At 69.0% G+C, this 25330-nt stretch carries 29 protein-coding genes and 1 pseudogene; 17 read left to right on the top strand and 13 right to left on the bottom strand.

Annotated elements, in window-relative coordinates; translation table 11 throughout:
* Window positions 1-43: 43 nt before the first annotated feature.
* A complete protein-coding gene (locus PUN71_RS00950) occupies window positions 44-766 on the bottom strand; it encodes a VIT1/CCC1 transporter family protein (protein ID WP_277797002.1) in 723 nt (240 codons plus the stop codon).
* 167 nt (window positions 767-933) lie between these two features.
* Between PUN71_RS00950 and PUN71_RS00955 the strand changes: the two genes are divergently transcribed.
* On the top strand, window positions 934-2355 hold the full coding sequence (locus PUN71_RS00955; protein WP_277797003.1) for a phenylacetate--CoA ligase family protein: 1422 nt from the start codon (window positions 934-936) through the stop codon (window positions 2353-2355).
* Here PUN71_RS00955 and PUN71_RS00960 read toward each other — a convergent pair.
* Window positions 2330-2587, bottom strand: a complete 258-nt coding sequence (locus tag PUN71_RS00960) for a hypothetical protein (RefSeq protein WP_277797004.1) — start codon at window positions 2585-2587, stop codon at window positions 2330-2332. The two genes, PUN71_RS00955 and PUN71_RS00960, sit on opposite strands and share 26 nt — an antisense overlap.
* 278 nt (window positions 2588-2865) lie before the next feature.
* Between PUN71_RS00960 and PUN71_RS00965 the strand changes: the two genes are divergently transcribed.
* Complete coding sequence (locus PUN71_RS00965; RefSeq protein ID WP_043452313.1) at window positions 2866-4020, top strand: carboxylate-amine ligase; 1155 nt, start codon at window positions 2866-2868, stop codon at window positions 4018-4020.
* Between the two features lie 8 nt (window positions 4021-4028).
* Here the strand turns inward: PUN71_RS00965 and PUN71_RS00970 are convergent, their stop codons facing one another.
* Complete coding sequence (locus PUN71_RS00970) at window positions 4029-5672, bottom strand: phospholipase C (RefSeq protein ID WP_277797005.1); 1644 nt, start codon at window positions 5670-5672, stop codon at window positions 4029-4031.
* Window positions 5647-6888, bottom strand: a complete 1242-nt coding sequence (locus PUN71_RS00975) for an alkaline phosphatase family protein (protein ID WP_277797006.1) — start codon at window positions 6886-6888, stop codon at window positions 5647-5649. Before PUN71_RS00975 ends, PUN71_RS00970 begins: the two co-directional genes overlap by 26 nt.
* A 297-nt stretch (window positions 6889-7185) precedes the next feature.
* On the opposite strand from PUN71_RS00975, the gene PUN71_RS00980 reads away from it, so the two are divergent.
* From PUN71_RS00980 to PUN71_RS01015, 8 genes are read left to right on the top strand one after another with little or no spacing between them, the layout of a single operon-like run.
* Entirely contained in the window at window positions 7186-7542 is a 357-nt protein-coding gene (locus PUN71_RS00980; RefSeq protein WP_043452311.1) for an SPW repeat domain-containing protein, read from the top strand.
* A 14-nt stretch (window positions 7543-7556) separates the two neighbouring features.
* Complete coding sequence (locus PUN71_RS00985; protein ID WP_277797007.1) at window positions 7557-7904, top strand: CU044_2847 family protein; 348 nt, start codon at window positions 7557-7559, stop codon at window positions 7902-7904.
* A gap of 5 nt (window positions 7905-7909) precedes the next feature.
* Window positions 7910-9268 (top strand): phosphoribosyltransferase family protein, encoded by a 1359-nt coding sequence (locus PUN71_RS00990; protein WP_277797008.1) that lies wholly within the window; start codon window positions 7910-7912, stop codon window positions 9266-9268.
* A complete protein-coding gene (gene acsA, locus PUN71_RS00995) occupies window positions 9247-11115 on the top strand; it encodes an acetate--CoA ligase (protein WP_277797009.1) in 1869 nt (622 codons plus the stop codon). Before PUN71_RS00990 ends, acsA begins: the two co-directional genes overlap by 22 nt.
* Window positions 11116-11134: 19 nt before the next feature.
* Window positions 11135-12178 (top strand): pyruvate dehydrogenase (acetyl-transferring) E1 component subunit alpha, encoded by a 1044-nt coding sequence (pdhA, locus tag PUN71_RS01000; RefSeq protein ID WP_277797010.1) that lies wholly within the window; start codon window positions 11135-11137, stop codon window positions 12176-12178.
* Window positions 12175-13155 (top strand): alpha-ketoacid dehydrogenase subunit beta, encoded by a 981-nt coding sequence (locus tag PUN71_RS01005; protein WP_277797011.1) that lies wholly within the window; start codon window positions 12175-12177, stop codon window positions 13153-13155. Before pdhA ends, PUN71_RS01005 begins: the two co-directional genes overlap by 4 nt.
* Window positions 13148-14611 (top strand): dihydrolipoamide acetyltransferase family protein, encoded by a 1464-nt coding sequence (locus PUN71_RS01010; RefSeq protein ID WP_277797012.1) that lies wholly within the window; start codon window positions 13148-13150, stop codon window positions 14609-14611. The genes PUN71_RS01005 and PUN71_RS01010 overlap by 8 nt, the downstream gene beginning before the upstream one ends.
* Window positions 14612-14633: 22 nt before the next feature.
* Window positions 14634-14876, top strand: a complete 243-nt coding sequence (locus PUN71_RS01015; RefSeq protein WP_277797013.1) for an acyl carrier protein — start codon at window positions 14634-14636, stop codon at window positions 14874-14876.
* A gap of 9 nt (window positions 14877-14885) precedes the next feature.
* Here the strand turns inward: PUN71_RS01015 and PUN71_RS01020 are convergent, their stop codons facing one another.
* The 7 genes from PUN71_RS01020 to PUN71_RS01050 form a co-directional block, all read right to left on the bottom strand.
* On the bottom strand, window positions 14886-16154 hold the full coding sequence (locus PUN71_RS01020; protein ID WP_277797014.1) for an MFS transporter: 1269 nt from the start codon (window positions 16152-16154) through the stop codon (window positions 14886-14888).
* Window positions 16155-16264: 110 nt separating this feature from the next.
* Window positions 16265-17665, bottom strand: a complete 1401-nt coding sequence (locus PUN71_RS01025) for an MBL fold metallo-hydrolase (RefSeq protein WP_277797015.1) — start codon at window positions 17663-17665, stop codon at window positions 16265-16267.
* Between the two features lie 109 nt (window positions 17666-17774).
* Window positions 17775-18137, bottom strand: coding sequence for a thioredoxin (gene trxA, locus PUN71_RS01030; protein ID WP_277797016.1), 363 nt, complete (start codon window positions 18135-18137; stop codon window positions 17775-17777).
* Window positions 18138-18188: 51 nt separating this feature from the next.
* Window positions 18189-18485: a rhodanese-like domain-containing protein gene (locus PUN71_RS01035; protein WP_277797017.1), complete on the bottom strand. Its 297-nt coding sequence runs from the start codon at window positions 18483-18485 to the stop codon at window positions 18189-18191.
* Window positions 18486-18534: 49 nt separating this feature from the next.
* Window positions 18535-18876, bottom strand: a complete 342-nt coding sequence (locus PUN71_RS01040; protein WP_277797018.1) for a rhodanese-like domain-containing protein — start codon at window positions 18874-18876, stop codon at window positions 18535-18537.
* A 33-nt stretch (window positions 18877-18909) separates the two neighbouring features.
* A complete protein-coding gene (locus tag PUN71_RS01045) occupies window positions 18910-19668 on the bottom strand; it encodes a sulfite exporter TauE/SafE family protein (protein ID WP_277797019.1) in 759 nt (252 codons plus the stop codon).
* Window positions 19665-20282, bottom strand: coding sequence for a rhodanese-like domain-containing protein (locus tag PUN71_RS01050; RefSeq protein ID WP_277797020.1), 618 nt, complete (start codon window positions 20280-20282; stop codon window positions 19665-19667). Before PUN71_RS01050 ends, PUN71_RS01045 begins: the two co-directional genes overlap by 4 nt.
* Window positions 20283-20406: 124 nt before the next feature.
* Here PUN71_RS01050 and PUN71_RS01055 point away from each other — a divergent pair, with 124 nt between their 5' ends.
* The 6 genes and pseudogenes from PUN71_RS01055 to PUN71_RS01075 all read left to right on the top strand — a co-directional run bounded on the left by PUN71_RS01055 (window position 20407) and on the right by PUN71_RS01075 (window position 23438).
* Window positions 20407-20664 (top strand): metal-sensitive transcriptional regulator, encoded by a 258-nt coding sequence (locus PUN71_RS01055; RefSeq protein WP_142117514.1) that lies wholly within the window; start codon window positions 20407-20409, stop codon window positions 20662-20664.
* Window positions 20665-20710: 46 nt separating this feature from the next.
* Complete coding sequence (locus PUN71_RS01060; RefSeq protein WP_277797021.1) at window positions 20711-21127, top strand: DUF302 domain-containing protein; 417 nt, start codon at window positions 20711-20713, stop codon at window positions 21125-21127.
* A 114-nt stretch (window positions 21128-21241) separates the two neighbouring features.
* Entirely contained in the window at window positions 21242-21850 is a 609-nt protein-coding gene (locus PUN71_RS01065; protein ID WP_277797022.1) for a flavodoxin family protein, read from the top strand.
* A gap of 38 nt (window positions 21851-21888) precedes the next feature.
* Window positions 21889-22560 carry a haloacid dehalogenase type II gene (locus PUN71_RS01070; RefSeq protein WP_277797023.1) on the top strand — a complete coding sequence of 224 codons (672 nt, stop codon included), beginning with the start codon at window positions 21889-21891 and terminating at the stop codon, window positions 22558-22560.
* A 52-nt stretch (window positions 22561-22612) separates the two neighbouring features.
* A pseudogene (locus PUN71_RS23135) lies at window positions 22613-23119 on the top strand (alpha/beta fold hydrolase); the annotation flags it as partial.
* Window positions 23013-23438, top strand: a complete 426-nt coding sequence (locus tag PUN71_RS01075; protein WP_277797024.1) for an alpha/beta fold hydrolase — start codon at window positions 23013-23015, stop codon at window positions 23436-23438. The pseudogene PUN71_RS23135 and the gene PUN71_RS01075, both read left to right, overlap by 107 nt.
* Here the strand turns inward: PUN71_RS01075 and PUN71_RS01080 are convergent.
* Both PUN71_RS01080 and PUN71_RS01085 read right to left on the bottom strand, forming a co-directional pair.
* The gene (locus PUN71_RS01080) at window positions 23425-24168 is read right to left on the bottom strand and encodes a CDP-alcohol phosphatidyltransferase family protein (protein WP_277797025.1); all 744 of its coding nucleotides are present in this window, start codon (window positions 24166-24168) and stop codon (window positions 23425-23427) included. The two genes, PUN71_RS01075 and PUN71_RS01080, sit on opposite strands and share 14 nt — an antisense overlap.
* Before the next feature lie 42 nt (window positions 24169-24210).
* A complete protein-coding gene (locus PUN71_RS01085; protein WP_277797026.1) occupies window positions 24211-24639 on the bottom strand; it encodes a hypothetical protein in 429 nt (142 codons plus the stop codon).
* Window positions 24640-24784: 145 nt separating this feature from the next.
* Here PUN71_RS01085 and PUN71_RS01090 point away from each other — a divergent pair, with 145 nt between their 5' ends.
* The gene (locus tag PUN71_RS01090; protein ID WP_043452293.1) at window positions 24785-25330 is read left to right on the top strand and encodes a YceI family protein; all 546 of its coding nucleotides are present in this window, start codon (window positions 24785-24787) and stop codon (window positions 25328-25330) included.

Consider the following 25330-nt stretch of genomic DNA (forward strand, 5'->3'; position numbering starts at 1 on the left):
CGCTCTGCTGCGTACGGTCAGTGTCGCACGGCCGCAGGGCGAATTACGCCACCCCGGTGGTACCCAGCAGGCTTCCCACCCCGAACGTGAAGGCCATGGCCAGCGCGCCGCCCACCACCAGCCGGATGGTTGCCTTGCGCTTGGAGCTGCCGCCGATCCTGGCGCTGACGGTTCCGGTCAGTGCGAGCGCCAGGATGACGGCGACGAACGTCACCGGGATCCGGGCTTCTGACGGCGGGAAGATGATGGCCAGCATGGGCAGGACGGCGCCGACGGTGAAGGCGATCGCGGAGGCGAACGCGGCATGCCACGGGCTGGCCACTTCCTCCTCGTCGATGTTCAGTTCCGCGGACAGGTGTGCCTTCAAGGCATCCTTTGCCGTCAGTTCCTCGGCCACTGTCCGCGCCGTGGCTTCACTGAGCCCCTTGGCCTGGTAGAGGTGGGCAAGTTCGGCCAGCTCGCCCTCGGGATCGTCCTGGAGTTCCTGCCGTTCCTTCTCGATCAATGCCCGCTGGCTGTCGCTCTGGCTGCTCACGGAAACGTATTCGCCCAGGGCCATGGACACGGCTCCGCCCACGACGGCGGCGGTGCCGGCAACCAGGATGGGCGCCAGCTCGTTGGTCACGCCCGCCACACCCACCACGGTTGCCGCTACGGAGACGATGCCGTCATTGGCACCGAGGACTCCGGCGCGCAGCCAGTTCAGGCGCGCTGCCACGCTGCTGTCGTGGGGTTCGTTGTGGCTGAGTTTGAGGGTTTCAGACATGCTGGCAGTAAAGCACCGTAACCGGCCGGGTGCCACGAAGGTTTGCATCCCCTAACCGGGCCCGTCGCGCCGCTTTTCGGGCGTGATACTGGAGCAGCAGACTTTCGGCCCTTGCGGTTCCTGCCGGCAGCGGCGACTCTGGGGGCAATCCAGGCCAAGGAGTTGTCATGGACCTACGTCTCCTCCTGCAGGTGCTGTCCCTGCGGGCGGCAGGACGCCGGCGGGAACAGTGGGATCCCGTTCGCATCGCCGCCTATCAGGAGCAGGCGCTGAAACGGCTGCGCGAGGCAGCGTACGCCGGTTCCGCGTTCTACCGGCGGCACCACGCCGGGCTGCGCAACGCACCCCTGGGTGACCTGCCCCCGGTCAGCAAGGCCGACCTCATGGACAATTTCGGCGAAGCCGTGACCACCCCGGAATTGGGCCTCGCTGACCTGGAACAGCACCTGCGGGCCCTGACCGAAAGTTCGGGTGATCCCGGCCGGCCGTTCAGAGGGCGGTGGTGGGTGGCGGCCACGGCAGGGACCACGGGCCGCAGCGGTGTCTTTGCCTGGAACCGCTCGGAGTTTGCCTCGGTCCTGGCATCCTACGCGCGGGCCGGTGACTGGGCCGGGATCTCTCCCGGGCCGGGAAGGCCCATGAGGGTAGCGCTGGTCAGCTCCCGTGTCCCCACCCACCAGTCCGCCGTCGTTGGTGCTTCTGCCAACTCGCGGTTCGTCCCAACGCTTCGCCTGGACGTCACCGCACCCATGGACAGGACGGTGGCAGCGCTCAACCGGTTCCAGCCCAGGGTGCTGGTGGGGTACGCCTCGGCCCTGGCACCTTTGGCGGCCGAACAGCGGGACGGGCGGCTGCGCATTGCGCCCGAGGGCGTCATGTCGACTTCCGAAGTGCTTACTCCGCAGGCGGCGGCCGGGATGCGGGACGCATGGGGAAGCGCCCCCTTCGACGTTTATGCCGCCACCGAAACGGCGGGTATTGCCTCGCCGTGCCCCTACCGGAACCGGCATGTCTACGAGGACCTGGTGATTGTTGAGCCGGTGGACAGCGCCGGACAGGTGGTCCCTGCCGGATCAACCGGGGCGAAACTGCTGGTTACGGTGCTGTTTTCCCGAACCCTGCCGTTGATCCGCTACGAGATGTCGGACACGGTCAGGCTGGGAGGGCGCGGCTGTCCCTGCGGGCGGTCCCTCAGGATCCTGGAGGAGGTCGAGGGCCGCGTGGAGGACGTGCTGACGCTGCCCGGCCAGGAAGGTCCCGTGAGGCTTCACCCCCTGGTGTTCCACGATGTGCTGGGCGATGTGTCCACCGGCGGGTGGCAGGTCATCCAGGAATCCTCGGGGCTGCGCATCCTTATCGCCGGCCGCACGCCCGGACATTCCCCGGACAATATCCGGGCAGCGGTGGAGACTGCCCTGGCAGCGGCGGGCGCATCCCCGCTCCCGATTGTCGTGGAGCCGGTGGACCGCCTCGAGCGCACGGCCTTGGGCAAGGCTCCGTTTGTGCGGGCGCTGCGGAATCAGCGATGGGGGGTGGGAGGGCAGGTGCCCTCCCACCCGACCGTCAGGCGACGGCGGGGTAGCTGCTGAGGATGTAGTCGGCCGCAGCGGGTCCTTTCATCCGAAGGCGGGAATTCCGGATGTCTACGCCGCAGCGGAGCATCCCGGCCCGGAAGGCCTGGTCCGGCTTGGGGGTCAGTCCGTGGAGTTCCGCCCAGCTGACGTAAAGGCCGTAGAGGCAGTCGGGGCCGAGAGGGGAATCTCCGGACGGATCGGAGGCTGTTGCTTCATTCAGGAACTGCTGGAAATGCGAGGCAGACATGGCCAAGGCTCTTTCGCTCTTGCATTATGGGCTGCCGTTCGGCTACAGCAGCGTCTCCCTGAGGCCTTTGCAGAAGGGCCGGGAGGGCGGGTCGCGGTGCCCGTCACAGACTCAAATTTACCCGCGGGTAGCTCGGAAGTACAGGTAGTGCCCCCGGAAGCCCGAACTGCTTCCCGCGCAATGCTAAGGGTGCTTATCATGTATTCCCTTGTGGAACGCGGCGCTGGCATCTTCTCCAACGGTGTCTGCAAGGGAGCAAGGGATAGGGGACGACGGCGATGGACACCTACGGCAATGACGGCACCGGCGGCGCCGGGGCAGGCAGGCGCACGTTGGGGATCGAGGAGGAGCTGCTCCTGGTGGATCCGGCCAACGGGGAGGCCGTGCCCAAGGCCGGGGAGCTGCTGAACCTTTATGTCCGACCGCTGGAGGCGGCTTCCGGGCCCATCCTGACGGCCGAGTTCCAGCAGGAAATGATCGAGGTGGTGACCCCGCCGCACGCCACCCTCGCAGGATTGCAGCAGGATATCGTGGCCGGGCGGGCCATTGCCCACCAGGCCGCCGGGGATGTGGGGGTCCGAGTGGCCGCGCTGGGCACCTCCCCGCTTCCGGCCAACCCCCACCCGGTACAACTCCGGCGCTTCAAGGCCATGGCCGAGGAATACGGCCTCACGGCGCGCGAACAGCTCACGTGCGGCTGTCATATCCACGTTTCCGTGGAATCTCCGGAGGAAGCCGTGGCCGTGCTGGACCGGATGCGGATCTGGCTGCCCGTGCTCATCGCGCTCAGCGCCAACTCGCCCTTCTGGCATGGCCAGGACACCGGCTATGCCAGCTACCGGGCCCAGGTGTGGAACCGCTGGCCCTCCGCCGGGCCGCTGGACATCCTGGGTGGACCGGACGCCTACCACCAGCTGGTGCATGACATGGTGAGCACCGGCGTCGCCCTGGATGAAGGCATGGTCTACTTCGACGCACGCCTCTCGCGGCACTATCCAACTGTGGAGATCCGGGTGGCTGACGTGTGCCTGCGTCCAGAGAACACCGTGCTGCTGGCGGGCATCGCCCGTGGCCTGGTGGAAACCGCCGCAAGGGAGTGGCGGGAGGGCACCGAACCCGTTTCCGTCCCGTCCGCCCTGCTCCGGCTGGCCGGCTGGAAAGCCAGCCGCTGGGGCTTGCGCGGCGAGTTGCTGGATCCGCACACGCACCGCCCGGCGCCCGCGCTCGCCGTCGTCAATGCCTTGCTCAACCACGTGCGCCAGGCGCTGGCGGACATGGGGGACCTGCAGCGCGTGGAGGAACAGGTGGACAGGCTGCTCGCCGAAGGCACCGGCGCGGTCCGGCAAATGGAGGTACTTCACCGCACGGGGGACCTGGAACGGGTGGTGGCGGACGCGGCGGACTGCACGGTTTCCGCGTCCCAGGCCTGGTAGTCCCAGGCCTAGTAGGTGGTGGCGTTGGGAATGATCAGCGGCGGCCGCGGCGCCTGATTGAAGTCGAAGGCGTTGGTGAGGTCGCCCAGGAGCGGGTTGTTTTCGCGGACATCCGGGCGGTTGTCAGGCCGGCCGTCGGTGGCGGGATCGATCCGTTCACCGCCGAGGAAATCGTCCTCGATGAACTTGAAGTAGGCGTCCTGGCTCAGGACCTGGTGGTCGATATACCCCTTCTTCGCGTAGGGGCTGATGACGAGGGCCGGAACCCGCAGGCCGTAGCCGTTGTTGTCCACCTCGGGCGGCTGGACATGGTCATAGAAACCGCCCCAGTCGTCCCAGTTGAGGAAGATGGCGGTGCTGTTCCAGTCCGGGCCGCTCATGATGGCGTTGACCAGCCCGGCAACGTACTGCTGGCCGGTGCTGATTTTGGCCGGGGGATGTTCGCTGACCTCATCGGTGGGTGCCACCCAGGTGACGGCGGGCAGCCTGCCCTGCCGGGCGTCGTCGTACAGGCCGCTCAGGGGTTTGATGTTGCCCTGCTCGCCGTCCTCGGTGACGGTGTCGAAGTACGGCAGCGGGTTCCACCGGCCAGGCGTTTCGGCGTCCTGTTTCACGGGGGCGCAGGTGGCGGCGTCGTTCCGGCAGTCGGGTTCAGTGCCGCCGAACACGTAGTAGGCCCAGGACACGGAGTGCTTGTGGAGCAGGTAGGTCAGGTCGGTCCAGGAGTAGTTGGGCCCTTTCAGGGTTTTCGCCGCTTCGGCCAGCTTGTCCCTCAGGGCTCCCGGCAGGTCTGCGGCCTGGACCGCGCCCTTGCAGGCGGCGTATGAATCGGTGCGCTTGCAGCCGGCCGAGACCACCTGGCTTGTCTGGGCTGCCAGGTCCGGGCCAAGCCCCGCGGCCTGGAGGGCGTCCCGGCATGGTTGCGGGTCCGGGTTGGGCTGGCATCTGCCGATCAGGCTTTCCTCGAATTCTGCCTTCTCGGGTTCATTTTCAACGCCGTCCAGCGCGTTGATGCACGACGACGGGTCTCCCGTCCTGGAGCACTTTGCGGACCATTCCGAGACCATGTACAGGTGCGCCTGGAGGCTTCCGGCGGCGGCGGAGGTGAACATGTGGTCCTGCAGGACAAAGTTGTCGGCGTAGGTCCAATAGGTGGGCAGCTGGTTCCGGTCGTGGTACCCCATGACGTCGGTGCGTCGAGTCTTGTATTTGCAGTCGGTGGCATCCGGCTGGCAGTGCGCAATGCCCTTCTCCGCCTGGGCCACAAAGCCGTCCATCGCCCCGTTGTTGATGTCTGCGGTGGCGTCTGCCGGGCTGTGCGGGCCGCCGGCGTTGCTGTCCGATGAGTCCAGGAAGGGTGAAACACAGCCTCCCCTCCCCGGCGCAGGAAGGCAGGCCACCGGCTTGCCGTCCTTCATGGGAATGCCTTCGGCGCCCGGGTAGGTGCCGAAGTAGCTGTCGAAGGACCGGTTCTCCTGCGTGATGATCACCACGTGCTTGATCTTGGCGATCCCGGTGTCCCCGGGCCAGATCCGCGGAATAGCGACGGCGAGAACCACCAGGGCCACCACCGTCACCGACGCCGCGAGGACGGTCCGCCGCCGCCGGAACACGGGCAGCCGCACCTCAGGACCCCGACCGGAAGACGTCATCGCCGAAGGTTTTCACACCCGGCTCGCCGGCCAGCCCAAGCCGCGGGAGCTGGAAGAGATCCTCGATGGTGGCCAGCAGGCTGTAGTGGTTGTAGGGCCGGTCCGACGTGGCCCCGGCGTTGCTGAACGGGGACAGGACCAGCGCCCCCACCTTGCCCCCGGCGGCACCGCCTGCGGGGCTCCCGGAGTCCCCCTGGGCCGGGCCTGCGGTGCCGCCCTCGGTCTCATCGAAGGTGATGACCAGCATGCCGTCCTGCCGGTACGCCGGGGACGACAGGATGGCCGGGATGTGGTCCTGGAGCCAGGCATCCGCGGCTTCAAGGCCCCCGCGGGTACCGTCGGCGCAGGTGTCGTCGTGCCCGTCGTGGCAGAGGTTGGGTGTGATGTAGGAAAGGTTCGGGGTGGTGCCGACGGACTGCAGGTCATCCGCGAGTTCCGAAAGGTTCACCACGTCTTTGTCGCAGTCCGGGGAATCGGTGATGGACTGGAAGTAGACGAAGGGGTCGTGGTGGGTGGAGTACATGTCATCCGCCGTGGCCCGGATGTGGTTGTCGGGCTCACCGAGGGCCGGGTGTTCGCACGGCTGCTGCATGTCCTCCATGTAGCCCTTCCACGTCCTGCCCTGGGCGGTCAGCTGCCCCGCCAGGGTCTGGGCCTGGTCAGGGTAGACGCAGCCGGTTCCCTGCAGGGTGCCCGTCCCGTCGGTGCCCGTGGCGTTGAACCGGGTATAGGTGCGGCAGTCCTGCTCGGTGTTGTCGTTGGGCCGCTGTCCGGAGATCTGCGCGAGGTAGTTGGGCAGGGAATTGTGGGCGATGCCGTAGTAGTCCTCCAGCAGCACCCCCTGCTTCCGGAGTGTTCCGGACAGGTAAGGGGCGGAGGAGTTGTCACCCCACACGGAGTCGTAGCTCTTGTTCTCCAGGTTGATGACGAAGATGTGGCCGGGGCGCCCGGCGGCATCCGCCGGGGCCGGGTTGGGCGTCACGCCGCCACCCGGGCTTGGGGCGGCACCGGAAGCGCCGCCGGGTGCAGCGCCGGCCGTGGCGCCGGGGGGCGGGGCGGCTGGGCTTTGGGCGGGGGCCGCGGTGCGCGCCTGGCCAGGTGCGGCCGGACTGGACTGGCAGGCTGCCAGCGAGGGGATCAGCAGCAGGGGCAGCAGGAGTAAACAGGGCCCGTGCCACCGGCGGCCTCTGGATCGGGGAGCTGAACCTGCCTTCATGCCCGGCCTCTTTTGTTCGTCGCTGATGATCCTGCCGGCCGGCCTCTGGATGAGTCCCGGCCGGCAGGTGGTCGCACCCCAGCGATGCCGCCACTCTTGCATACAGACGCCACTTTTTGCAGGGGCAATAGCTGTGAATTGGCCGTGAATCGGAGCGCGGCCACGCAGGGATCCCGCCTAGGTCTTTCTGCCCTAGAAGGCGCCGGGCGGCAGGCGTTGACTTGGACTGCGGGCGGAAAACGCCCTCCGGGAACGGAAAGCGCAAGGCTTGCCGCCCGGAAGTGAAAGGAAGAAACAGTGAAAAAGTGGTATCGGTGGCAGGACTACGTAACGGTCGCCGCCGGTCTCTTCACCGCGATTGCGGTCCTGTGGACGCGGCAGCAGAACATGTCCACCACGTTCATGCTCCTCTTCGGCGGACTCCTGATCATCAGCGGCATCATCAACCTGGCCATGCCCGGCACACCGGTCATGGAATACGCCCAGGCCGTCCTTGCCGCCCTGCTGGTCCTCTCGCCGTGGCTGGGCTCCTACACCGGCGCAACCGGCGCCGCGTGGACATCCTGGATCGCGGGGGCAGTCGCGCTGGTGGTCACCGCCGTGGCCATCAAGCCGAGCACTGACGCGCACCGCAATCTCCGGATTTCCCACTAGCGGAGGCATCCGCCATGACCGAAGTACTGCGGTATGAAGTCGGTTCCGGGACCGTGCTCGTTGAAGCTGCCGACGGCAGCTACGGGGTGGATCATCCCGCCCGCAACGAACAGGGGATCCTGGATACGGGCAGGCGGCTGGAAGATGCACTCGCCAGCGTCCGCCCGGCCGCGCGTGCCGCAGTGGAGGCCATGGCGGAGCTGACCCCCGAAAAGATGGAAATCGAATTCGGCGTGAAACTCGCGGGGGACGCAGGGGCAGTGATCGCCAAAAGCAGTTCCGACGCCCATTTCGTCCTCCGCATGTCCTGGACCCCGGCGGCGGCAGAGCTTCCCGGGGACGAAACCGCACACAGTGGGTGAGGGGCGTGGCTGCGTTTCATGACAGGTTCGACGCCGGCCGGCGGCTGGGCAAACGGCTCGCCGGCCTGCGCGGACAGGATGTTGTGGTGCTGGGCCTGCCCCGGGGCGGCGTCCCGGTGGCATTCGAGGTGGCCAAGGCCCTCGATGCGCCGCTTGATGTAATTGTGGTGCGGAAACTCGGCGTCCCGTTCCAGCCCGAAGTGGCCATGGGGGCCATCGGCGAGGGCAACGTCCGTGTCCTGGATCCACGCACCATCAGTGTGGCCCGCGTGTCGCAGGAGGACCTGCGCCAGGTCGAACAGCAGGAACGGGCCGTCCTGGAAAGCAGGGTGGCCCGGCTCCGCAAGGGCCGGCACCCGGTGGACCTCACCGGCCGGACCGTGGTCATCGTCGATGACGGCATCGCCACCGGTTCCACGGCCAGGGTGGCATGCCAGGTGGCCCGGCAACTGGGGGCCGCAAAAGTGATCCTTGCCGTTCCGGTTGCGCCCTCCCGCGCCGTGGTGGAACTGAAGGAACCGGACGACGTCGTCTGCCTGCTCTCACCGCAGGACTTCAAAGCGGTGGGCTATTACTACCACGACTTCTCGCCCACGGAGGACCGCGAGGTGGTGCAGCTGCTTGATGCCGCTGCCTCCGCAGCGCACCACACCGGCGGGGGAGGTGCAGACGGGAGCCTGCAGGAGGACCTGGAAATACCTGTGGCAGGGGTGGCTCTGCGTGCCAACCTGCACCTGCCGCCCAGATGTGACGGCACCGTCCTCTTTGCCCACGGCAGCGGCAGCAGCCGGCACAGCCCGCGCAACCGGTTCGTCGCTTCGGTCCTGCACGGAGCCGGCCTGGGGACACTGCTCCTTGACCTGCTCACACCGGAAGAGGAAGTCAACCGGGCCAACGTATTCGACATCGGCCTGCTGGCCCAGCGGCTTTCCTCGGCCACCCACTGGCTGGAAGCACGGCACGACGGGTCCCTGGGACGGGTGGGCTACTTCGGTGCCAGCACCGGAGCGGGTGCCGCCCTGTGGGCCGCAGCCGAAACCGGGGCGCAGGTTGCCGCCGTCGTCTCCCGCGGCGGCCGGCCGGACCTGGCCGGACCACGGCTCGCCGCCGTGAGGGCCCCCACCCTCCTGATCGTGGGCGGCGCGGACACCCAGGTGCTGGCACTCAACCGGCAGGCCATGGCAAGCATGCAGGCCCCCACCCGGCTGGAAATCGTCCCCGGAGCAACGCATCTTTTCGAGGAGCCGGGGACCCTGGCCATGGCGGCCAGCCTTGCCACCGACTGGTTCCGGCACTACCTCCTCCCGTCCCCGGTGGGACGGTCCGTTCCGGAGGCCACGCCATGGACCAGAGAATCACCGTGACCGCCGGGGCCGGGCCCACGCGCTGGCCTGCCATCACCAAGGACGTGGCGGCGCTCCCGGTCCAGCCGCACCTGCTGGATTACGGTGCGGCGTGCCGGGACTTCACCTGGGACCAGGCGCGGCGGGCCCTCGCGGGGCTGCCTGGCGGCCGGGGGCTGAACATCGCCTATGAGGCCGTGGACCGCCATGTGGCCGAAGGCCGGGGAGGCGCGGAGGCGCTGCGTTTTGTGGGGGCCGACGGCGGCACCCGCTCCCTGAGCTACGGGGACCTTGCGGAGCAGTCCGGCAGGTTCGCGGCAGCGCTGCGGGCACTGGGGGTGGGGCGCGGCGAACGGGTGTTCTCCCTCCTTGGCCGCAGCCCGGAGCTCTACGTTGCGGTCCTGGGTACGTTCCGGAACGGCAGCGTCTTCTGCCCGCTCTTTTCCGCCTTCGGCCCCGAACCGGTGCGGCAGCGCCTGCACCTCGGGACCGGCCGGGTGCTGGTGACCAGCAAGGCGCTCTACCGCAAGAAGGTGGCACCCGTGCGGGACGCACTGCCAGAACTCCGCCATGTCCTGCTGGTGGACGCCGGCGGCAGCCCCGAACCGGGAACCCTGGACCTGGCCCGACTCCTGGCGCAGTCACCGCGGCCGGACGGGAGGGAGCCAGGGGCGGACATCGCGGACACGCAGCCGGAGGACATGGCCCTGCTGCACTTCACCAGCGGTACCACCGGCACGCCGAAAGGCGCCATCCATGTGCACGACGCCGTGGCCGCCCACTACGCCACCGGCCGCTTCGCCCTTGACCTGCACCCCGGCGACATCTACTGGTGCACCGCCGACCCCGGCTGGGTGACGGGCATGTCGTACGGCATCATCGCCCCGCTGGTCCACGGGGTCACCGCCATCGTGGACGAAGAGGAACTGGATGCGGACCGCTGGTACCGCATCCTCGCCGAGCAGCACGTCACCGTGTGGTACACCGCCCCCACGGCCCTGCGGATGCTGATGAAGGCAGGTGCGGAGCGCGCCGCCGGCCACGACCTGTCCGCGCTGCGCTTCATCGCCAGCGTGGGGGAGCCGCTGAATCCCGAGGCAGTGGTGTGGGGCCGGGACGTCCTGGGCCTGCCGGTGCATGACAACTGGTGGCAGACCGAGACCGGCGGCATCATGATCGCCAACTATCCCGCCATGGATATCCGCCCCGGCTCCATGGGCCGCCCGCTGCCCGGCATCGAGGCGGCCCTGGTGGCCCGCGACGCGGACGGCAAAGCCATCGTCACGGACGGCCAGGCCGTGCTGGTCACCGAACCGGACACCATGGGCGAACTGGCCCTGCGCCCCGGCTGGCCGTCCATGTTCCGCGGCTACCTCAACGAGGACGAGCGGTACCGGCGCTGCTTCGCCGGCGGCTGGTACCTGACCGGCGACCTGGCAAAGCGCGACGGCGACGGCTACTTCTGGTTCGTTGGCCGCGGCGACGACGTGATCAAGTCATCCGGCCACCTGATCGGTCCCTTCGAAGTGGAAAGCTGCCTCATGGAGCACCCGGCCGTGGCAGAGGCCGGCGTGATCGGGGTCCCCGATCCGGTGGCCGGGGAAGTGGTCAAGGCGTTCGTGGAGCTGAAGCCCGGCCATGAACCCAGCCCGGACCTCCAGCTGGAAATCATCGGCTTCGCACGGAAACGCCTGGGTGCCGCCGTCGCTCCCCGGCTCCTCGAATTCACCACCGCCCTGCCCAAGACCCGCAGCGGCAAGATCCTCCGGCGGCTCCTGAAATCCCGCGAGCTCGGGCTGCCGGAGGGCGATACGTCCACGCTGGAAACACCGGCGGCCCCGGCAGCGGAACTGAGGAACCGGCCATGAGCACAAGCAGGAACCGGCCATGAGCACCCTGAAGAACCAGCGCGTCCCCGATCCGGAGCACGGTCTGCACCTGCTGCGGCAGATGCTGCGCGTACGCCGGCTGGAGGAGAAGTGCATCGAGCTGTACAGCGCCGCCAAGATCCGCGGCTTCCTGCACGTCTACATCGGCGAGGAGGCCGTGGCGGCTGGGATCATGGAAACCCTGGAACCGGAGGACGCCGTGGTTGCCACCTACCGCGAACACGGGCATGCGCTCCTGCGGGGCGTCTCGGCCGGGGCCATCCTCGCTGAAATGTATGGCCATGCCGAGGGCTGCTGCCGGGGCCGCGGCGGGTCAATGCACCTCTTCGATGCCGCCACCCGCTTCTACGGCGGCAACGCGATCGTGGCCGGCGGGCTGCCGCTCGCCGTCGGCCTGGCGCTCGCGGACCGGATGGCCGGGCGGCAGCGGGTGACGGTCTGCTTCTTCGGTGAAGGGGCCGTGGCCGAAGGCGAGTTCCACGAGAGCATGAACCTGGCCGCGCTGTGGCAGCTGCCGGTGCTGTTCTGCTGCGAGAACAACCTCTACGCCATGGGCACCGCCCTGGGCCGCTCCGAATCACAGACGGACATCGCGCTCAAGGCTGCCGGGTACGAGATTCCCGCCTGGGCGGTGGACGGCATGGACGTGTTCGCCGTGGAGGAGGCCGCCCGGCGCGCTGTGGACGCCGTCCGCTCCGGCGGCGGCCCGCACTTCCTGGAACTGCGAACTTACCGCTTCCGGGCCCACTCCATGTTCGATCCCGAGCTGTACCGGGAGAAGACCGAGGTGGCCCAGTGGATGGAACGGGACCCCATCAGCCTGCTGCAGGGTGCCTTGGAGGCGGCAGGGCAGCTGCCCGAGAAGGACTGGACCGATCTCCAGGCCGACGTGGACGCCGAGATCAGCACCGCGGTGGGGTTCGCGGAAAACGGCACGCCCGAGCCGGTGTCCGAGCTGACCCGGTTCGTCTACAGCGACCCGGCAGCGGACGCCATCGCGGCCAGCGACGGAAAACCACGGGAAGACGGGGCTGCACGATGAAAACCACCTACCGGGAAGCCATGCGCGCGGCCCTCCGCGACGCGATGCAGCGCGACGAACGCGTGTTCCTCATGGGTGAGGACGTTGGCCGGTACGGCGGCAGCTTCGCCGTGAGCCTGGGCCTGCTGGAGGAGTTCGGGCCGGAACGGATCCGCGATACTCCGCTGTCCGAATCCGGCTTCGTCGGCGCAGGCATCGGCGCGGCGCTGGGCGGGATGCGTCCCGTCGTCGAAATCATGACCGTCAACTTCAGCCTGCTGGCGCTGGACCAGATCATCAACAACGCCGCCACCCTGCTGCACATGTCCGGCGGGCAGTTCAACGTCCCCATCGTCATCCGGATGACCACCGGTGCCGGCCGGCAGTTGGGGGCCCAGCACTCGCACAGCCTGGAGGGCTGGTACGCCCACATCCCGGGCCTGCGCATCCTGGCCCCCGCCACCCTTGCCGACGCCCGCGGCATGCTCTGGACCGCGCTGCAGGACCCGGACCCGGTGCTGATTTTCGAGCACGGCTCGCTGTACAACGTGGCCGGGGAGCTCGACGACGACGCCGGCGCCGTGGACATCGACAAGGCAGCACTGGTACGGGAAGGGGACGACCTGACGCTCATCACCTACGGCGGAACCCTGCCCATGGTGCTGGACGCCGCGGGCCAGCTGGCAGGGGAGGGCATCGGGGCCGATGTCATCGACCTGCGGAGCCTCCGCCCCCTGGACGCCCACACCATCCTGGACAGTGTTGCCAGGACGCACCGGGCCGTGGTGGTGGACGAGGGCTGGCGCAGCGGCAGCATCTCGGCCGAGATCGCCGCCCGGATTGCGGAGCAGGCCTTCTACGACCTGGACGCCCCGGTGGAGCGCGTGTGCAGCCTGGAGGTGCCCGTCCCGTACGCCAAGCACCTGGAACAGGCCGCGCTGCCATCGGTGGACAGGGTCATGGCCGCCGCGCGAAGGGCCGTGGGTGCCCGTGGCTGAGTTCCGGATGCCGTCCCTGGGCGCGGACATGGAGCACGGCAAAGTGGTGGAGTGGCTGGTCAAGCCCGGGGACTACATCCACAAGGGCGACCTGGTGGCGGCCGTGGACACGGACAAGACCGTGATGGACATCGAGTCGTTCCAGGAAGGCGTGGTGGCCGAGTTCCTGGTGGACATCGGCGACACCGTGGAGGTGGGCACACCCATCGCCCGGATCACCGCCACCCCCGCCGAACTCCCGCCAGCCCAACCACCGCCAGCCCAACCCCCGCCCTCAGGATCCCAGCCCGCCGGATACCAGCCCGCCGGGCGAGGGCACAAGGAGCCGGGCGCAAAGGTCCCGCCGCCGGTCCGGCACCTGGCGCACACGCTGGGGGTCGACGTCGGACGCATCAGCGGGAGCGGCATGGACGGCGAGGTGACCAGGGCCGACGTCGAACGCGCCGCAGCTCGGTCCGCCGCCCACGCGAAGGAGGACAAAGCGGTGCAGCCGGAAGAGCCGGCCGCAGCTGGGCCGGCCGAAACGCGCCGCGTTCGGTCCTCGCCGCTGGCCCGGCGGCTGGCGGCGGAGCTTGGCGTGGACCTGGCCGGGATCGCGGGCACCGGCCCGGGCGGCGCGGTGACGGAGGATGACGTGCTCTCCGCCGTCCCGCCCAGGGAACGGGCAGCCGCCACAACGGGGGCGGAGGCGCCGGCGGAAGCACCGCCGTCGGAAGTCCCCGTCGCCGAACCGCCGCGCGAAACCCCGGAAGAGGCGCCGGCGCGGAAACGCACGACGGCGGCCGGCAGCAAAGCGGAGAGTCTCCGGCAGGCGATCGGCGCGCTGATGTCCCGGTCCAAGAAGGAGATCCCGCACTACTACCTGTCCACCACCCTGGACCTGGCGGCGGCGATGGCCTGGATGCAGGCGGCGAACCGGCAGCGGCCGGTCTCGTCCCGCCTGGTGCCGTCGGCCCTGTTGCTGAAGGCGACCGCGCTCGCGGCCCGGGACGTGCCGGACATGAACGGCTTCTTCACCAAGGGCTCCTTCCAGCCCAGCAGCGCCGTGCACCTGGGCGTGGCGGTGGCACTGCGGCAAGGCGGCCTGGTGGCCCCGGCCCTGCATGACGCCGACACCCTCAGCCTGGACCAACTCATGGACCAGCTGCGCGACCTGGTCGGTCGCGCCCGGGCCGGCCGGCTGCAGCGCGCGGAGATGGCGGACCCCACCCTCACCGTGACCAACCTGGGCGACCTCGGCGTCGAAAGCGTCTACGGGGTGATCTACCCGCCGCAGGTGGCCATGGTGGGCTTCGGCAAGGTCCTGGAGCAGCCGTGGGCGCACAACGGGATGATCGGCATCCGGCATGCGGCCATCGCCACGCTTTCCGCGGACCACCGGGTGAGCGACGGGCTGCGCGGCGGCCGCTTCCTGGCCCGCATCGACGAACTGCTGCAGGCACCGGACAAGCTGTGAAACGTGGAAGCGAGGAGGACCCGTGAACCAACAGGACGCACGCCAGGCGGTGGAGACCGCGATCGGGAAAGTAGCCCCCGACGTCGAGCCCGAGGACCTGGAAGGCAGCGCCAGGCTCCGACAGGACCTGGAACTGGACTCGCTGGATTTCCTCCGCCTGGTGGAGGTCATTGCGGAGGCGACGGGGGTGGACATTCCCGAGGCCGACTATCCCGCGGTGGCCACCGTGGACGGCCTGGTCACGTACGTCGCCGGGCACGGATGAAGTGCCGCCCTACGCCGCCGCGTGGTCGTTCCCGCGCATCCTGACAGCAACCACAACGCCGGAAGCCGCGGTGAGGACCGCGACGGCGGCAATGGCGGCGGGGATGCCGTACAGGTCGGCGAGGACGCCGGACAGGAGGGCGCCGACGGCGAATCCGCCGTCGCGCCACAGCCGGTAGACCCCTACGGAGCGGGCCCGCCAGGCAGGGTGGGCCACGTCGCCGACCGCTGCCAGCAAGGTGGGGTAGACCATGGCCGTGCCAAGGCCCAGGACGACGGCGGCGGCGAGCCATGGTCCGAAGCTGTGCGCCGAGGCGGTCATCACCAGGGCTGCGGCCTGGACCAGCATGCCGGCCGCGATGAACCATTTGCGGCCCCACCGGTCGGACGCGGCGCCGGTGGCCAGCTGGGCGGCGCCCCACGCGGCCGGGTAGGCCGCGGCAAGGATGCCGATCTGGCCAAGGTCCAGCCCCGCGCCGGCGAACAGGACGGGGAAGAGGCCCCAGGCCAGGCCGTCGTTGAGGTTGTTGACCAGGCCGGCCTGGCTGGCGGCGGAGAGCGAGCGGTCCCTGAAGCTGGTCAGGGTGAACACCTGGCCGGTGGTGAGCCCGGCGTGGGCGTTGCCGTGCCCGTTGCCGTGCCCGGACGCCTCGGTCCTGGCGTGGTGGTGTGTTTCCCGGACGGTCAGCACTGTCAGTCCCAGGCCGAGTGCGATGTAGGCGGCGCCCAGGAGGAACGGTGCGGGGCGGAGGCCGTAGGCGGTGGCCAGGTAGCCGGTGGCCAGCGCCGTTACTGCCACGCCGAGGTAGCCCGCGGCTTCGTTGAAGCCCATGGCCAGGCCCCGCTGCCGGGGGCCGACCAGGTCCATTTTCATGATCACGGCCGTGGACCAGGTGAGGCCCTGGCTGATGCCCAGGAGCACGTTGGCGGCAACCACCCAGCCCCAGGACGGGGCGGCAATGAGCAGCACCGGGACCGGTACCGCGGCCAGCCAGCCGGCGATGAGTACCGGTTTCCGGCCGTACCGGTCCGAGAGCGTGCCGGCGAAGTAGTTCATTGCTGCCTTGGACAGGCCGAAGGCGAGGATGTAGGTCAGCGCGCTGGAGTACAGGTCCAGGTGGAATTCCTGGGATGCGAGCAGGGGCAGGACGGTGCGCTCCTGGCCCAGGGTGCCGCCCACCAGGGCGTTGACGGCAACCAGGAGCATGAACTGGGCCAGGTTCCGGCGCAGGCCCAGCGCCGTACCGGCCGGGATTGGCGTCCGGGGCGTGGTGGGCATGGTTGCTTCTTTCGGTAGGCGGAAGGTGGCCCGGGCGTGAGGGGGCACGCCCGGGCCGGAAGCCCGGGCTGGAGGGGGGACCTGCCCGGGCGGTCTGGGGTTGGGCCTGGCTAGGCTGCGGGGACGCTGTTCCGCCAGGCGTTCCAGGCGGCGTAGCTGCCGTCCAGTTCGACGACGTCGTACCCGGCCCTGCGCAGGGCGCTGGCGGCGACGGAGTTCCGGACGCCTGACTGGCAGTAGGTCACGATCGTGCCGCCGGCAGGGAGTTCGTCCAGGTGCCACATGACCCGGCCACCGCTGAGCTGGTACGAGCCGGGAATGTGGCCTGCCTTGTGCTCGGTCTTGTTGCGGACGTCCAGGACCATGGCAGCATCGAAACCCTCGAGTTCCTCCGGCTTGACCAGCTTCGGTGTGAAGCTGGGCAGTCCCTCGATGCCGGTCAGGTAGCCGGCCACGTTGTCGATGCCCACGCGGACCAGGTGGTCCCACATGTCCTGGGCCTGGTCCTGGTCCTTGGCCAGGAGCACCAGCGGGTTCTTGTCGGTTTCCGGGTTGACCACCCAGGCGCCGTAGCTGGCTACGGACTTGCCGGCCGGGACGTTCAGGGACCGGGTCACGGTGCCCTGGTGGACGTCGCCGTTGGAGCGGGTGTCGATGAAGGTCAGGGTGTCGTCCGCCAGGCCCTGGGCCACCGCGGCGGTGTCCAGTTCCTGCAGCGGGGCACGCCCGCCCATGACCGCCGGACCCATACGGTTTTCCCGCTTCATGCGGCCGAAGTAGGCGTGCGCGTCGGGCTGGCCGTCGAGGAGTTCGTCGATGAAGCCCTGCTCGTCGTTGGCGGCAAGGTAGGGGCCCCACCAGGCGTAGAGGCGTTCGTAGCCCACCGTGGAGGACGGGATGGCACCCAGGGCCTTGCCGCAGGCGCTGCCGGCGCCGTGGGCGGGGTGGACCTGGACGTAGTCCGGCAGGGTGAGGAACTTGTCGCGGAGGCTGGCGAAGAGCTGCTTGGCGCCCTCGAAGCGGGTGTCGATTCCGCCGGCGGCTTCGTCCAGCAGGTCGGGCCGGCCCAGGTCGCCGGAGAAGACGAAGTCTCCGGAGAGCAGGTAGCCGGGCTGGTCGCTGAACGCACCGTCGGTGACCAGGAAGGACAGGTGCTCCGGGGTGTGGCCGGGGGTGTGGACCGCCTTGATGGTGATGTTGCCCAGGGCGATGGTGTCGCCGTCGTAGAGCCGCTCGCCGTCGAATTCGTACTGCCAGTCCGGCCCGCCTTCACCGGACACGTAGATCTTTGCCCCGGTGGCCGCGGCCAGTTCCCGGGTGCCGGAAAGGTAGTCGGCGTGGATGTGGGTTTCGGTGACGGCCACGATCTTCATGCCGTTCCTGGCGGCCAGGTCCTGGTAGGCGGCGATGTCGCGCCGGCCGTCCACCACGATTGCTTCGCCCTTGGCCTGGCAGCCGATCAGGTAGCTGGCCTGGGCGAGGTCTTCGTCGTAAATGCGCTCGATAAGCATGTGCTGCTCTCCTTCGGAAAAGGGGGTTGGGACGTTGTTCTACGTTCAGTATAGATACCCCCGGGGGTATCCCGCAACGAGGGGTATGCCACTGGTGCGGACCAGTTGGTCAGGTGTGCCGCCGGCCGGCCTCGGCGCGGAGCTTGTCCACGTCCAGGTTCTTTACGGCCTGGATCACTTCCTCCAGGCCGGTGGCGTTGAGTGCTCCGGGCTGGGAAAAGACGAGGGTCTTGTCCTTGAAGGCCATCAGGGTGGGGATGGAGGTGATGTTCGCTGCGGCGGCGAGGCCCTGTTCGGCTTCGGTGTCCACTTTGGCGAAGGTGATGTCCGGGTGGCGTTCCGCTGCGGCGCCGTAGGTGGGTGCGAACATGCGGCACGGGCCGCACCAGGCTGCCCAGAAGTCAACGAAGACGATGTCGTTGTCTTCCACGGTCCGGGCGAAGGTTTGCTGGGTGATGTCGATGGGTGCCATGGTCTGTCGTGTCCTTTCGGGCGGGAGTTCTTGAGTGCCCTGCGGCAGGGCCTAGGTGGTGGGGAGTCCGGCGCGGGTCCAGGCGGTCATGCCGCCGGCCATGGTGTCCGCCTTGTAGCCAGCGCCGTTGAGAGCATCGGCGACGGCGGCGCTGCGGTTGCCGCTGCGGCAGACGGCGATGACGGGCACGGCCGGGTCAAGCTCGCCCAGGCGGGCCTGCAGCTGGCCCATGGGGATGTGCAGGGCACCGGGGATCATGCCCTCGGCGACCTCGAAGTCCTCGCGGACGTCGAGGATCCGGGCGGTGGAGCGGCGCTGGTCGGCTTCGGTGATGGTGATTTCAGCCATGGTGGTTCTCCTTCGAAGTGGTGTGTGGCTGGAGCTGGTGGTGGTGTTGCTAGCGGACGGGTTCGCCGGCCTGGCGCCAGGCGGCCATGCCGCCGCGCACCGAGTAGGCGTCGTACCCCTTGGCGGCCAGCAGCCTGGCTGCCGAGGCGGAGCGGACGCCGGAGGCGCAGACGGCGATCACCGGACGGGTCTTCTGGATGCCTGCCGTGCTTGCCTGCAGCCGGTCCAGGGGGACATGTTTGGCCTGCGGCGCCCGGCCGGTCCTCCACTCCTGGGCCGACCTGACGTCGATGAGCGTGGCGCCTGAGGACAGGAGCTCCTTGGCCTGAGCCACGGAAATGGTCTTGTAGGGCTTGCTGAAGGCCTTCCTGAGGGAATCGATCAGTCCCATGATGTTCTCCTTTGACGTAACGGGTTGGAGGGGTCAGGCGGTGACAGTGCCGGCGGTGACCCACGCCGCGACGGCGAAGATGAGGACCGCGAACGAGATTCTGATGTGCTTGTCTTTCAGGTGCCGCGCGAACCGCGCGGCGACCACCGATCCCACGATCGCCGGGATGGCGAACGCCAGGGTGGTGGCCCAGTCCATCGTGTAGCCGGCGGCGTGGGCGCTGAACCCGGCGGCGGAGTTGACCACGATGATTGCCAGGGAGGTTCCTACGGCCTGTTTCATGCGCAGTCCCAGGAGGATGGTCAGGGCCGGGGTGATGAGGAAGCCGCCGCCCACGCCCAGCAGTCCGGTGAGGAATCCGACCAGCAGGCCGACTCCCACGGCTTTCGGGGCGCAGGACCTGAAGGCCCGGTCCGCCCCGGTGCTGCAGGACCCCTCGCTCTCGCGGGGCTTCATGAGCATCCGGATGCCCGCGGCCACCATGATCACGGCGAAGGCCAGCATCAGGATATTCGGGTCCAGCAGCTTCCCGAGGGCCGCACCGGCCCAGGCTGCCGGGATGCCGGCGCCCCCGACCAGGGCGATCACGGGCCAGTTCAGCCCTTCCCGGATCCGCGGGAGCAGGGCCGCCAGCGATGTGATGCCCACCACCAGCAACGAGGTGGGAATGGCCTGGGTGGGGCTCATACCGACGCCGTACACGAGCGCCGGAACGGCGATGATGGACCCGCCGCCGCCCACCACGCCCAGGACGACGCCGACGACGAGCCCCAGTCCCAGGGCCGCGATCATGCTGCAGCGCCCTCTTCAGCGGTCTGCACGGGAAGCTGCAGGATGGCGCTTTCGCGGGTGGGTTCCTTCGCGGCCTTGTTCCACGGCATGGCCGACAGGGCCTTGCCCATGGCGCAGGTGTTGGTCGCTGCCGAGAACGTCAGCCCGGTGGCGATGGCCCCGGCGAGCATGCGGACCTTGGGGGAGACGAACTTGCCGCCGGCCAGGCCAAGCATGACCAGGGAGCCGGCGGCCAGGCGGACCTGGCGCTCCAGATCCCAGCGGTCCTTGCCCGTGACCACGTCGCCGCCGGCGGCGGCGAAGCCGGGAACCCCGCCGGTGAGGACGTAGGCGGTGTCCAGGCCAACTGTGGCCATCCGCTGGCGGGCCTGCTCGGCCCGGACTCCGGACTGGCAGACCAGGACCACGCGTGAACCCAGCCGGGCGGCGAGCTCGTCGGTGTGCTCGGAGAGCAGCGGAAGCGGCACGTTGTAGGAGCCGCGGATGTGCATGGACTCAAACTCGGCGGCCGAGCGCACGTCGATCACCATCACATCCCGGTGCTCCGTAATCCAGGACTGAAGGGTTTCGGGAGCGAGTGCGGTGACGGCTGCTGCTGTGGAAGGGGAAGTCATTGATGGCCTCTCGGAAGGGATCAGAGTGGATACCCCACCGAGTATTGCAGATACCCCCAGGGGTACGCAAAACACCCGTGGGGGTATATAGTCGAGGGCAAGCACACCATCGATGGAGACCCCTATGGAACTGAACCCGACTGAACTCACGCCCGTGATCAACCGCCTCAAGCGCGCCCAGGGCCAGCTCGCCGCCGTCACGCGCATGCTGGAGGAGGGCCGGGACTGCAAGGACGTCGTCACCCAGCTGGCGGCCGTCTCCAAGGCCCTTGACCGCGCCGGCTTCGCCATCATCGCCACCGGGCTGGAACAGTGCATCGTCCAGAAGGACGCAACCATGGACCGGAAGGACCTGGAAAAGCTCTTCCTTTCCCTCGCCTGACCGGCGCAGCCGTACGCCGGACCTGACGCAACCTTCAAGGAGTGCCATGACCTACACCCTGGCCACCACCGTTCCCCTGCCCTGGGCTGAAACGGTGGAGCGAACCCGCGAGGCCCTCGCCGCGCAGGGCTTCGGGATCCTGACGGAAATCAATGTCCGGGCCACCTTCGAAGCCAAGCTCGGCGCCGAAGCCGCGGACGCCGTCGGGGATTACGTCATCCTGGGCGCCTGCAACCCGGCCCTTGCCAGCCGCGCCCTCGCCGCGGAGCCCCAGATGGGCGTCCTGCTGCCGTGCAACGTGGTGGTGCGCCGGAACACCGGTGCCGCCGAGACCACGGTTGAGGCCATCGACCCCCAGACCATGGTGCAGCTCAGCGAATCCCCGTCCGTCAAGGACGTGGCGGACGACGCCGGCACGCGCCTGCGCGCGGCCCTCGCCAGCCTGGGCGGACAGCCGGAGTAACGGGCTCCGGAACTGCCGGGGCCGGCGCCGGCGGGTAGTGCCTGCAGCGCCTTTGTGATCTACTGCTCAGTAGCCTGACTATTCTGTTGCAGCGACCAGAGGGAGCTCCCGCCGATGTCCGACCTGTCCGCCCTTGCCCTCGTGTGCACCCTGACCCCGTCCCCGGATCCGTCCAGCAGCGAGCTGATGGCGCAGCACATCCTGGACGAACTGGAGGGCCACGGGGTGGCCACCGAATCACTGCGCATCGTGGACTACGACGTGAAGCGCGGCGTGCAGGTGGATATGGGCAACGGCGATGAATGGCCGGCCATCCGGGAGAAGATCCTGGCAGCGGAAATCCTGGTCCTGTCCACCCCCATCTGGATGGGCCACCCCTGCAGCGTCGCCCAGCAGGTGATGGAGCGGCTGGATGCCGACCTGTCCGAAACCGACGGCGACGGCAGGCCCGTCATGTACGGAAAGGTCGCCACCGTTGCCGTGGTGGGCAACGAGGACGGTGCCCACAAGACCATCGCCGACATGATGCAGGGCCTGAACGACGTCGGCTTCAGCCTTCCAGCGCAGGGCGGCACCTACTGGGTGGGCGAGGCCATGCAGACCGTGGATTTCAAGGACCTGGACGAGGTGCCGGACCCGGTGGCATCGACCAACGCAGGCCTGGCCCGCAACGCCGTGCACCTGGCGCGGTTCCTCCGCTCGAACCAGTACCCCGCCAAGTAGCGGTCCCAGCCCAGCAACCCGCCCAGTAAGGGAGAACCATGGCCGACCCCCTGGTGATTGTTTTCGACGTCAACGAAACCCTGTCCAACATGGCACCCCTTGGCGATGCGTTCGCCGGGGCCGGCGCGCCCAAGGAACTCGCCAGGCTGTGGTTCGCCACGCTCCTGCGCGACGGCTTCGCCCTCACCGCCAGCGGCGGCAAGGAGGCCTTCGCCACCATCGGCGCCGACGCCCTCCACACCCTGCTGGCCGCCGAACGCATCCCTGGGGACCGGGACGCCGCCGTCGAGCGCGTCATGGCTGCTATGCAGAACCTTTCGCTGCACCCCGACGTTCCTGACGGCGTCCGTGCCCTGGCCGCCGCCGGGCACCGGCTGATTACCCTGACCAACGGCGCGGCCGCCAACACGGACAAGCTGTTCGTCGCCGGCGGCATCAGGGACCACTTCGAGCTGCTCCTCTCCGTGGAGGACGCCCCGGCGTGGAAACCCGCCAAGGCAGCATATGGGTATGCGGCAACATCGGCCGGAGCAGAGCCCTCGAACATGCTCCTGGTCGCTGTGCACCCCTGGGACATCCACGGGGCAGCCAAGGCCGGACTCCGGACGGCGTGGATCAACCGGACCGGCGCCCGCTACCCCTCCTATTTCCAGTCCCCGGACATTACCGTCAGCGCCCTGACGGAACTGCCCGGGGCCCTCGCCCGGTAGGCTGCCGGCTCCGCACGGCACCGCAACGAACGACAGAACACGGAGACCACGCATGGCCCAGCCCGTTGACCGCCGCACCGTTGAGGTGGACGTCGTGCCGCTCTCCTACCTTGCCGCGGGGGACCCGGCCGCCCCGCCCTTGATCCTGCTGCACGGCACCTTCTGGAGCAGGGTCTGGCAACCGGTCCTGCCGGCACTTGGGGAACACCACCGCTGCTACGCGCTGGACTTTCCGGGGTTCGGCCGCAGCGGGGGAGAGCTCGCCGTCGGGGACGCAACCGTCCCCGCCCTTGCCCGGACGGTCCTCGAAGCGGCCGACGCCCTGGGCGTCGATAGGTTCGACGTCGCAGCCCATGACATCGGCGGCGGTGTGGCCCAGCAGTTGGCCGCCACGAGCGGCAGGATCGGCAAAATGGTGCTGATGAACGCCGTCATGCTCCCACTCCTGGCCCGTGCCCGCCGTCGAGCGTTTCCGGGATCCCGAGGTCCGGCGGAACACCTCGGAGGAGGACCTCCTCGCCGCCAGGCGGAAATCGACCCAGGGCTGCGCCGTCCGCACCTTCAGCGAGGAGGAACTGGAGGACTACCTTTCGCCGTGGCAGGACCCGGCGCGGTCCCGGTCCTGGATGGCCATGGCGGCGGCCGCCGATTCCCGCTACACCCTGGACCTGGTGCCCGCCCTCAAGGAGGCCGCCCTCCCCACCCGGCTGGTCTGGGGCCGGGACGACGACTTCCAGAAGATCGAGTTTGCCCGCCGGTACGTGGCAGACATCCCCAACGCCGACCTTGTGGAGGTGGCCGGCAAGCACATCCCCACCGAAGACTCACCGGACGCCGTCGCCGCAGCCATCCTCGAACACTTGGCTACAGGGCGGTAGATCCCACTCCCGCCGCCGCCGGAAGACCGGCGCGGTGGCGCCGTTCAAGGTCGACGACGTCCCGGCCGAAAGAGAACGCCAGCAGTATGAGTGCCACCGCCGGAGCAGCGGCAACAAGGGTGGGCGGGGCGCCCGGAACCAGGGCGGCCAGCAGCGCGAACGGCTGGAAGGCCCCGATCGCCTTGCGTGACGTGCTCGGTGGAAGCTGCGCGCGGAGGTGGGGCCGGAGGAGCCCGGCGGCCACGAACACGTAATACATGGCCCCGATGCCCAGCGCCCACGGCCCCGCCACGGGAACCGCCGCGACGGAGAGCACCAGCACGAGGGCGGCGTCCGTGGCGGCATCAAAGCGGGCTCCGGCCTCTGACGCTGTCCCCGTGCGCCGCGCCACGGCACCGTCCACGCCGTCCAGCAGGAAGGCCGCGCCGCCCAGGACCGGAACCAGGACCCCTGGCTGGTCCCCGGCAAAGACCGCCGGGACCGCCACGGCCGCGCACAGTCCCACCAGGACTGCCCGGAGCAGCGTGACCCGGTCCGCGGGAGTTGAAAAGCGGGGGATGCGGCGCAGGACGGATACGACGGCGGCCCCGGTCACCGCAGCGCCAGCACCGACGCCTGCCATTTGCGGGAGCACGCCCCACGGGAGCAGGGAAGACAGCCATAGGGCCGGAACCGCGTAGCCGGCAACGGCGGCCACGGCGTCGGGCATCGCCCGGTCAGCTGCCTTCACGCGGCACCTCCGCCCGACCGCCGGCCACGGCCTGGGTGACCCTCACCGGCGGCGCCGTGCGGCCGCGAAGGCTGTGCCGCCGTCGGACGTTTCCGTGCGCCGGGCGCGGACCAGGCCGGCGAGCGCCAGGAGGGCGCCAACCCCTTCAGCAACGGCGCTGAGGGTTTTGGAGAAGAACCAGACGGGGTCGTACATGGCAGGGATCGGTCCGATCGCCGGAATATCCACATACCTGTACAGTACGACGGCGGCGAACGCGCTGAAGGCGACCACCAGGGCCAGGGCATAGGCAGCGCTGCTGCCGCGGATGAGGACGTACACGCCCGCTACGAAGGCGGCAGCCGCTTCCAGCAGGAACAGCGTGCCCTGGCTGATGGTGCCCGGCTGCGCCGCCTGGTAGCCCGGGGCCAGGAACAGGTGGACGCCGGCATCGATGAACAGCGCCAGGGCGGTCAGTAATCGTAGAGCCACGCTTATGTATACGCCCGAAGTTTCCTCCCGGTTCACCCGGACCCCTTATATCGGCGGGTTATCTGGGGAATATTTAGGGGGATCCGCAGCCTTGCGCCTGTAGCAGGCAGCGAAGCCTGCGGCCCGACGAGCAAGGAGAACTGCGATGACCCTTCCCAAGGAACTGACCCCCGGCAAATGGGTCCTGGACATGGCGCACAGCGAGATTGGCTTCACGGTCCGGCATGCCGGGATCAGCAAGGTCCGCGGCCGCTTCACCGAGGCCCAGGCGGAGGCGCACGTGGGGCAGTCGCTGTCGGACTCCTCGGTGCGCGCCACGGTCTCCACCGCCAGCTTCAACTCCGGCGACGCCAACCGCGACGCGCACGTGAAGGGCGCCGACTTCTTTGACGTGGAAAAGTACCCCGAAATGACCTTCCGCGGCACCCACATCGAGGGCGACGGCGAGGACTACACGCTCACCGGTGACCTGACCATCAAGGACGTCACCCGGCCCGTGGAGCTCGAGGTCGAATTCACCGGCGTGGCCGTTGACCCCTTCGGCGCCACCCGCGCAGGGTTCTCCGCCGAGGCCGAGATCAGCCGCAAGGACTTCGGCCTGACCTGGAACGCCGCGCTGGAGGCCGGCGGCGTGCTGGTGAGCGACAAGGTGAAGATCAACCTGGAGGCAGCGCTGGTAAAGCAGGGCTAA

Source organism: Arthrobacter sp. NQ7, assembly GCF_029581595.2.
GTDB classification, from domain to species: Bacteria; Actinomycetota; Actinomycetes; order Actinomycetales; family Micrococcaceae; genus Arthrobacter; species Arthrobacter phenanthrenivorans_B.

What these genes read in the sequence shown, in the direction of transcription:
- PUN71_RS00950 (WP_277797002.1), bottom strand. Translation starts at nt 766, where the DNA reads ATGTCTGAAACCCTCAAACTCAGCCACAACGAACCCCACGACAGCAGC.
- PUN71_RS00955 (WP_277797003.1), top strand. Translation starts at nt 934, where the DNA reads ATGGACCTACGTCTCCTCCTGCAGGTGCTGTCCCTGCGGGCGGCAGGA.
- PUN71_RS00960 (WP_277797004.1), bottom strand. Translation starts at nt 2,587, where the DNA reads ATGTCTGCCTCGCATTTCCAGCAGTTCCTGAATGAAGCAACAGCCTCC.
- PUN71_RS00965 (WP_043452313.1), top strand. Translation starts at nt 2,866, where the DNA reads ATGGACACCTACGGCAATGACGGCACCGGCGGCGCCGGGGCAGGCAGG.
- PUN71_RS00970 (WP_277797005.1), bottom strand. Translation starts at nt 5,672, where the DNA reads ATGACGTCTTCCGGTCGGGGTCCTGAGGTGCGGCTGCCCGTGTTCCGG.
- PUN71_RS00975 (WP_277797006.1), bottom strand. Translation starts at nt 6,888, where the DNA reads ATGAAGGCAGGTTCAGCTCCCCGATCCAGAGGCCGCCGGTGGCACGGG.
- PUN71_RS00985 (WP_277797007.1), top strand. Translation starts at nt 7,557, where the DNA reads ATGACCGAAGTACTGCGGTATGAAGTCGGTTCCGGGACCGTGCTCGTT.
- acsA (WP_277797009.1), top strand. Translation starts at nt 9,247, where the DNA reads ATGGACCAGAGAATCACCGTGACCGCCGGGGCCGGGCCCACGCGCTGG.
- pdhA (WP_277797010.1), top strand. Translation starts at nt 11,135, where the DNA reads ATGAGCACCCTGAAGAACCAGCGCGTCCCCGATCCGGAGCACGGTCTG.
- PUN71_RS01005 (WP_277797011.1), top strand. Translation starts at nt 12,175, where the DNA reads ATGAAAACCACCTACCGGGAAGCCATGCGCGCGGCCCTCCGCGACGCG.
- PUN71_RS01020 (WP_277797014.1), bottom strand. Translation starts at nt 16,154, where the DNA reads ATGCCCACCACGCCCCGGACGCCAATCCCGGCCGGTACGGCGCTGGGC.
- PUN71_RS01025 (WP_277797015.1), bottom strand. Translation starts at nt 17,665, where the DNA reads ATGCTTATCGAGCGCATTTACGACGAAGACCTCGCCCAGGCCAGCTAC.
- trxA (WP_277797016.1), bottom strand. Translation starts at nt 18,137, where the DNA reads ATGGCACCCATCGACATCACCCAGCAAACCTTCGCCCGGACCGTGGAA.
- PUN71_RS01035 (WP_277797017.1), bottom strand. Translation starts at nt 18,485, where the DNA reads ATGGCTGAAATCACCATCACCGAAGCCGACCAGCGCCGCTCCACCGCC.
- PUN71_RS01040 (WP_277797018.1), bottom strand. Translation starts at nt 18,876, where the DNA reads ATGGGACTGATCGATTCCCTCAGGAAGGCCTTCAGCAAGCCCTACAAG.
- PUN71_RS01045 (WP_277797019.1), bottom strand. Translation starts at nt 19,668, where the DNA reads ATGATCGCGGCCCTGGGACTGGGGCTCGTCGTCGGCGTCGTCCTGGGC.
- PUN71_RS01050 (WP_277797020.1), bottom strand. Translation starts at nt 20,282, where the DNA reads ATGACTTCCCCTTCCACAGCAGCAGCCGTCACCGCACTCGCTCCCGAA.
- PUN71_RS01055 (WP_142117514.1), top strand. Translation starts at nt 20,407, where the DNA reads ATGGAACTGAACCCGACTGAACTCACGCCCGTGATCAACCGCCTCAAG.
- PUN71_RS01060 (WP_277797021.1), top strand. Translation starts at nt 20,711, where the DNA reads ATGACCTACACCCTGGCCACCACCGTTCCCCTGCCCTGGGCTGAAACG.
- PUN71_RS01065 (WP_277797022.1), top strand. Translation starts at nt 21,242, where the DNA reads ATGTCCGACCTGTCCGCCCTTGCCCTCGTGTGCACCCTGACCCCGTCC.
- PUN71_RS01070 (WP_277797023.1), top strand. Translation starts at nt 21,889, where the DNA reads ATGGCCGACCCCCTGGTGATTGTTTTCGACGTCAACGAAACCCTGTCC.
- PUN71_RS01090 (WP_043452293.1), top strand. Translation starts at nt 24,785, where the DNA reads ATGACCCTTCCCAAGGAACTGACCCCCGGCAAATGGGTCCTGGACATG.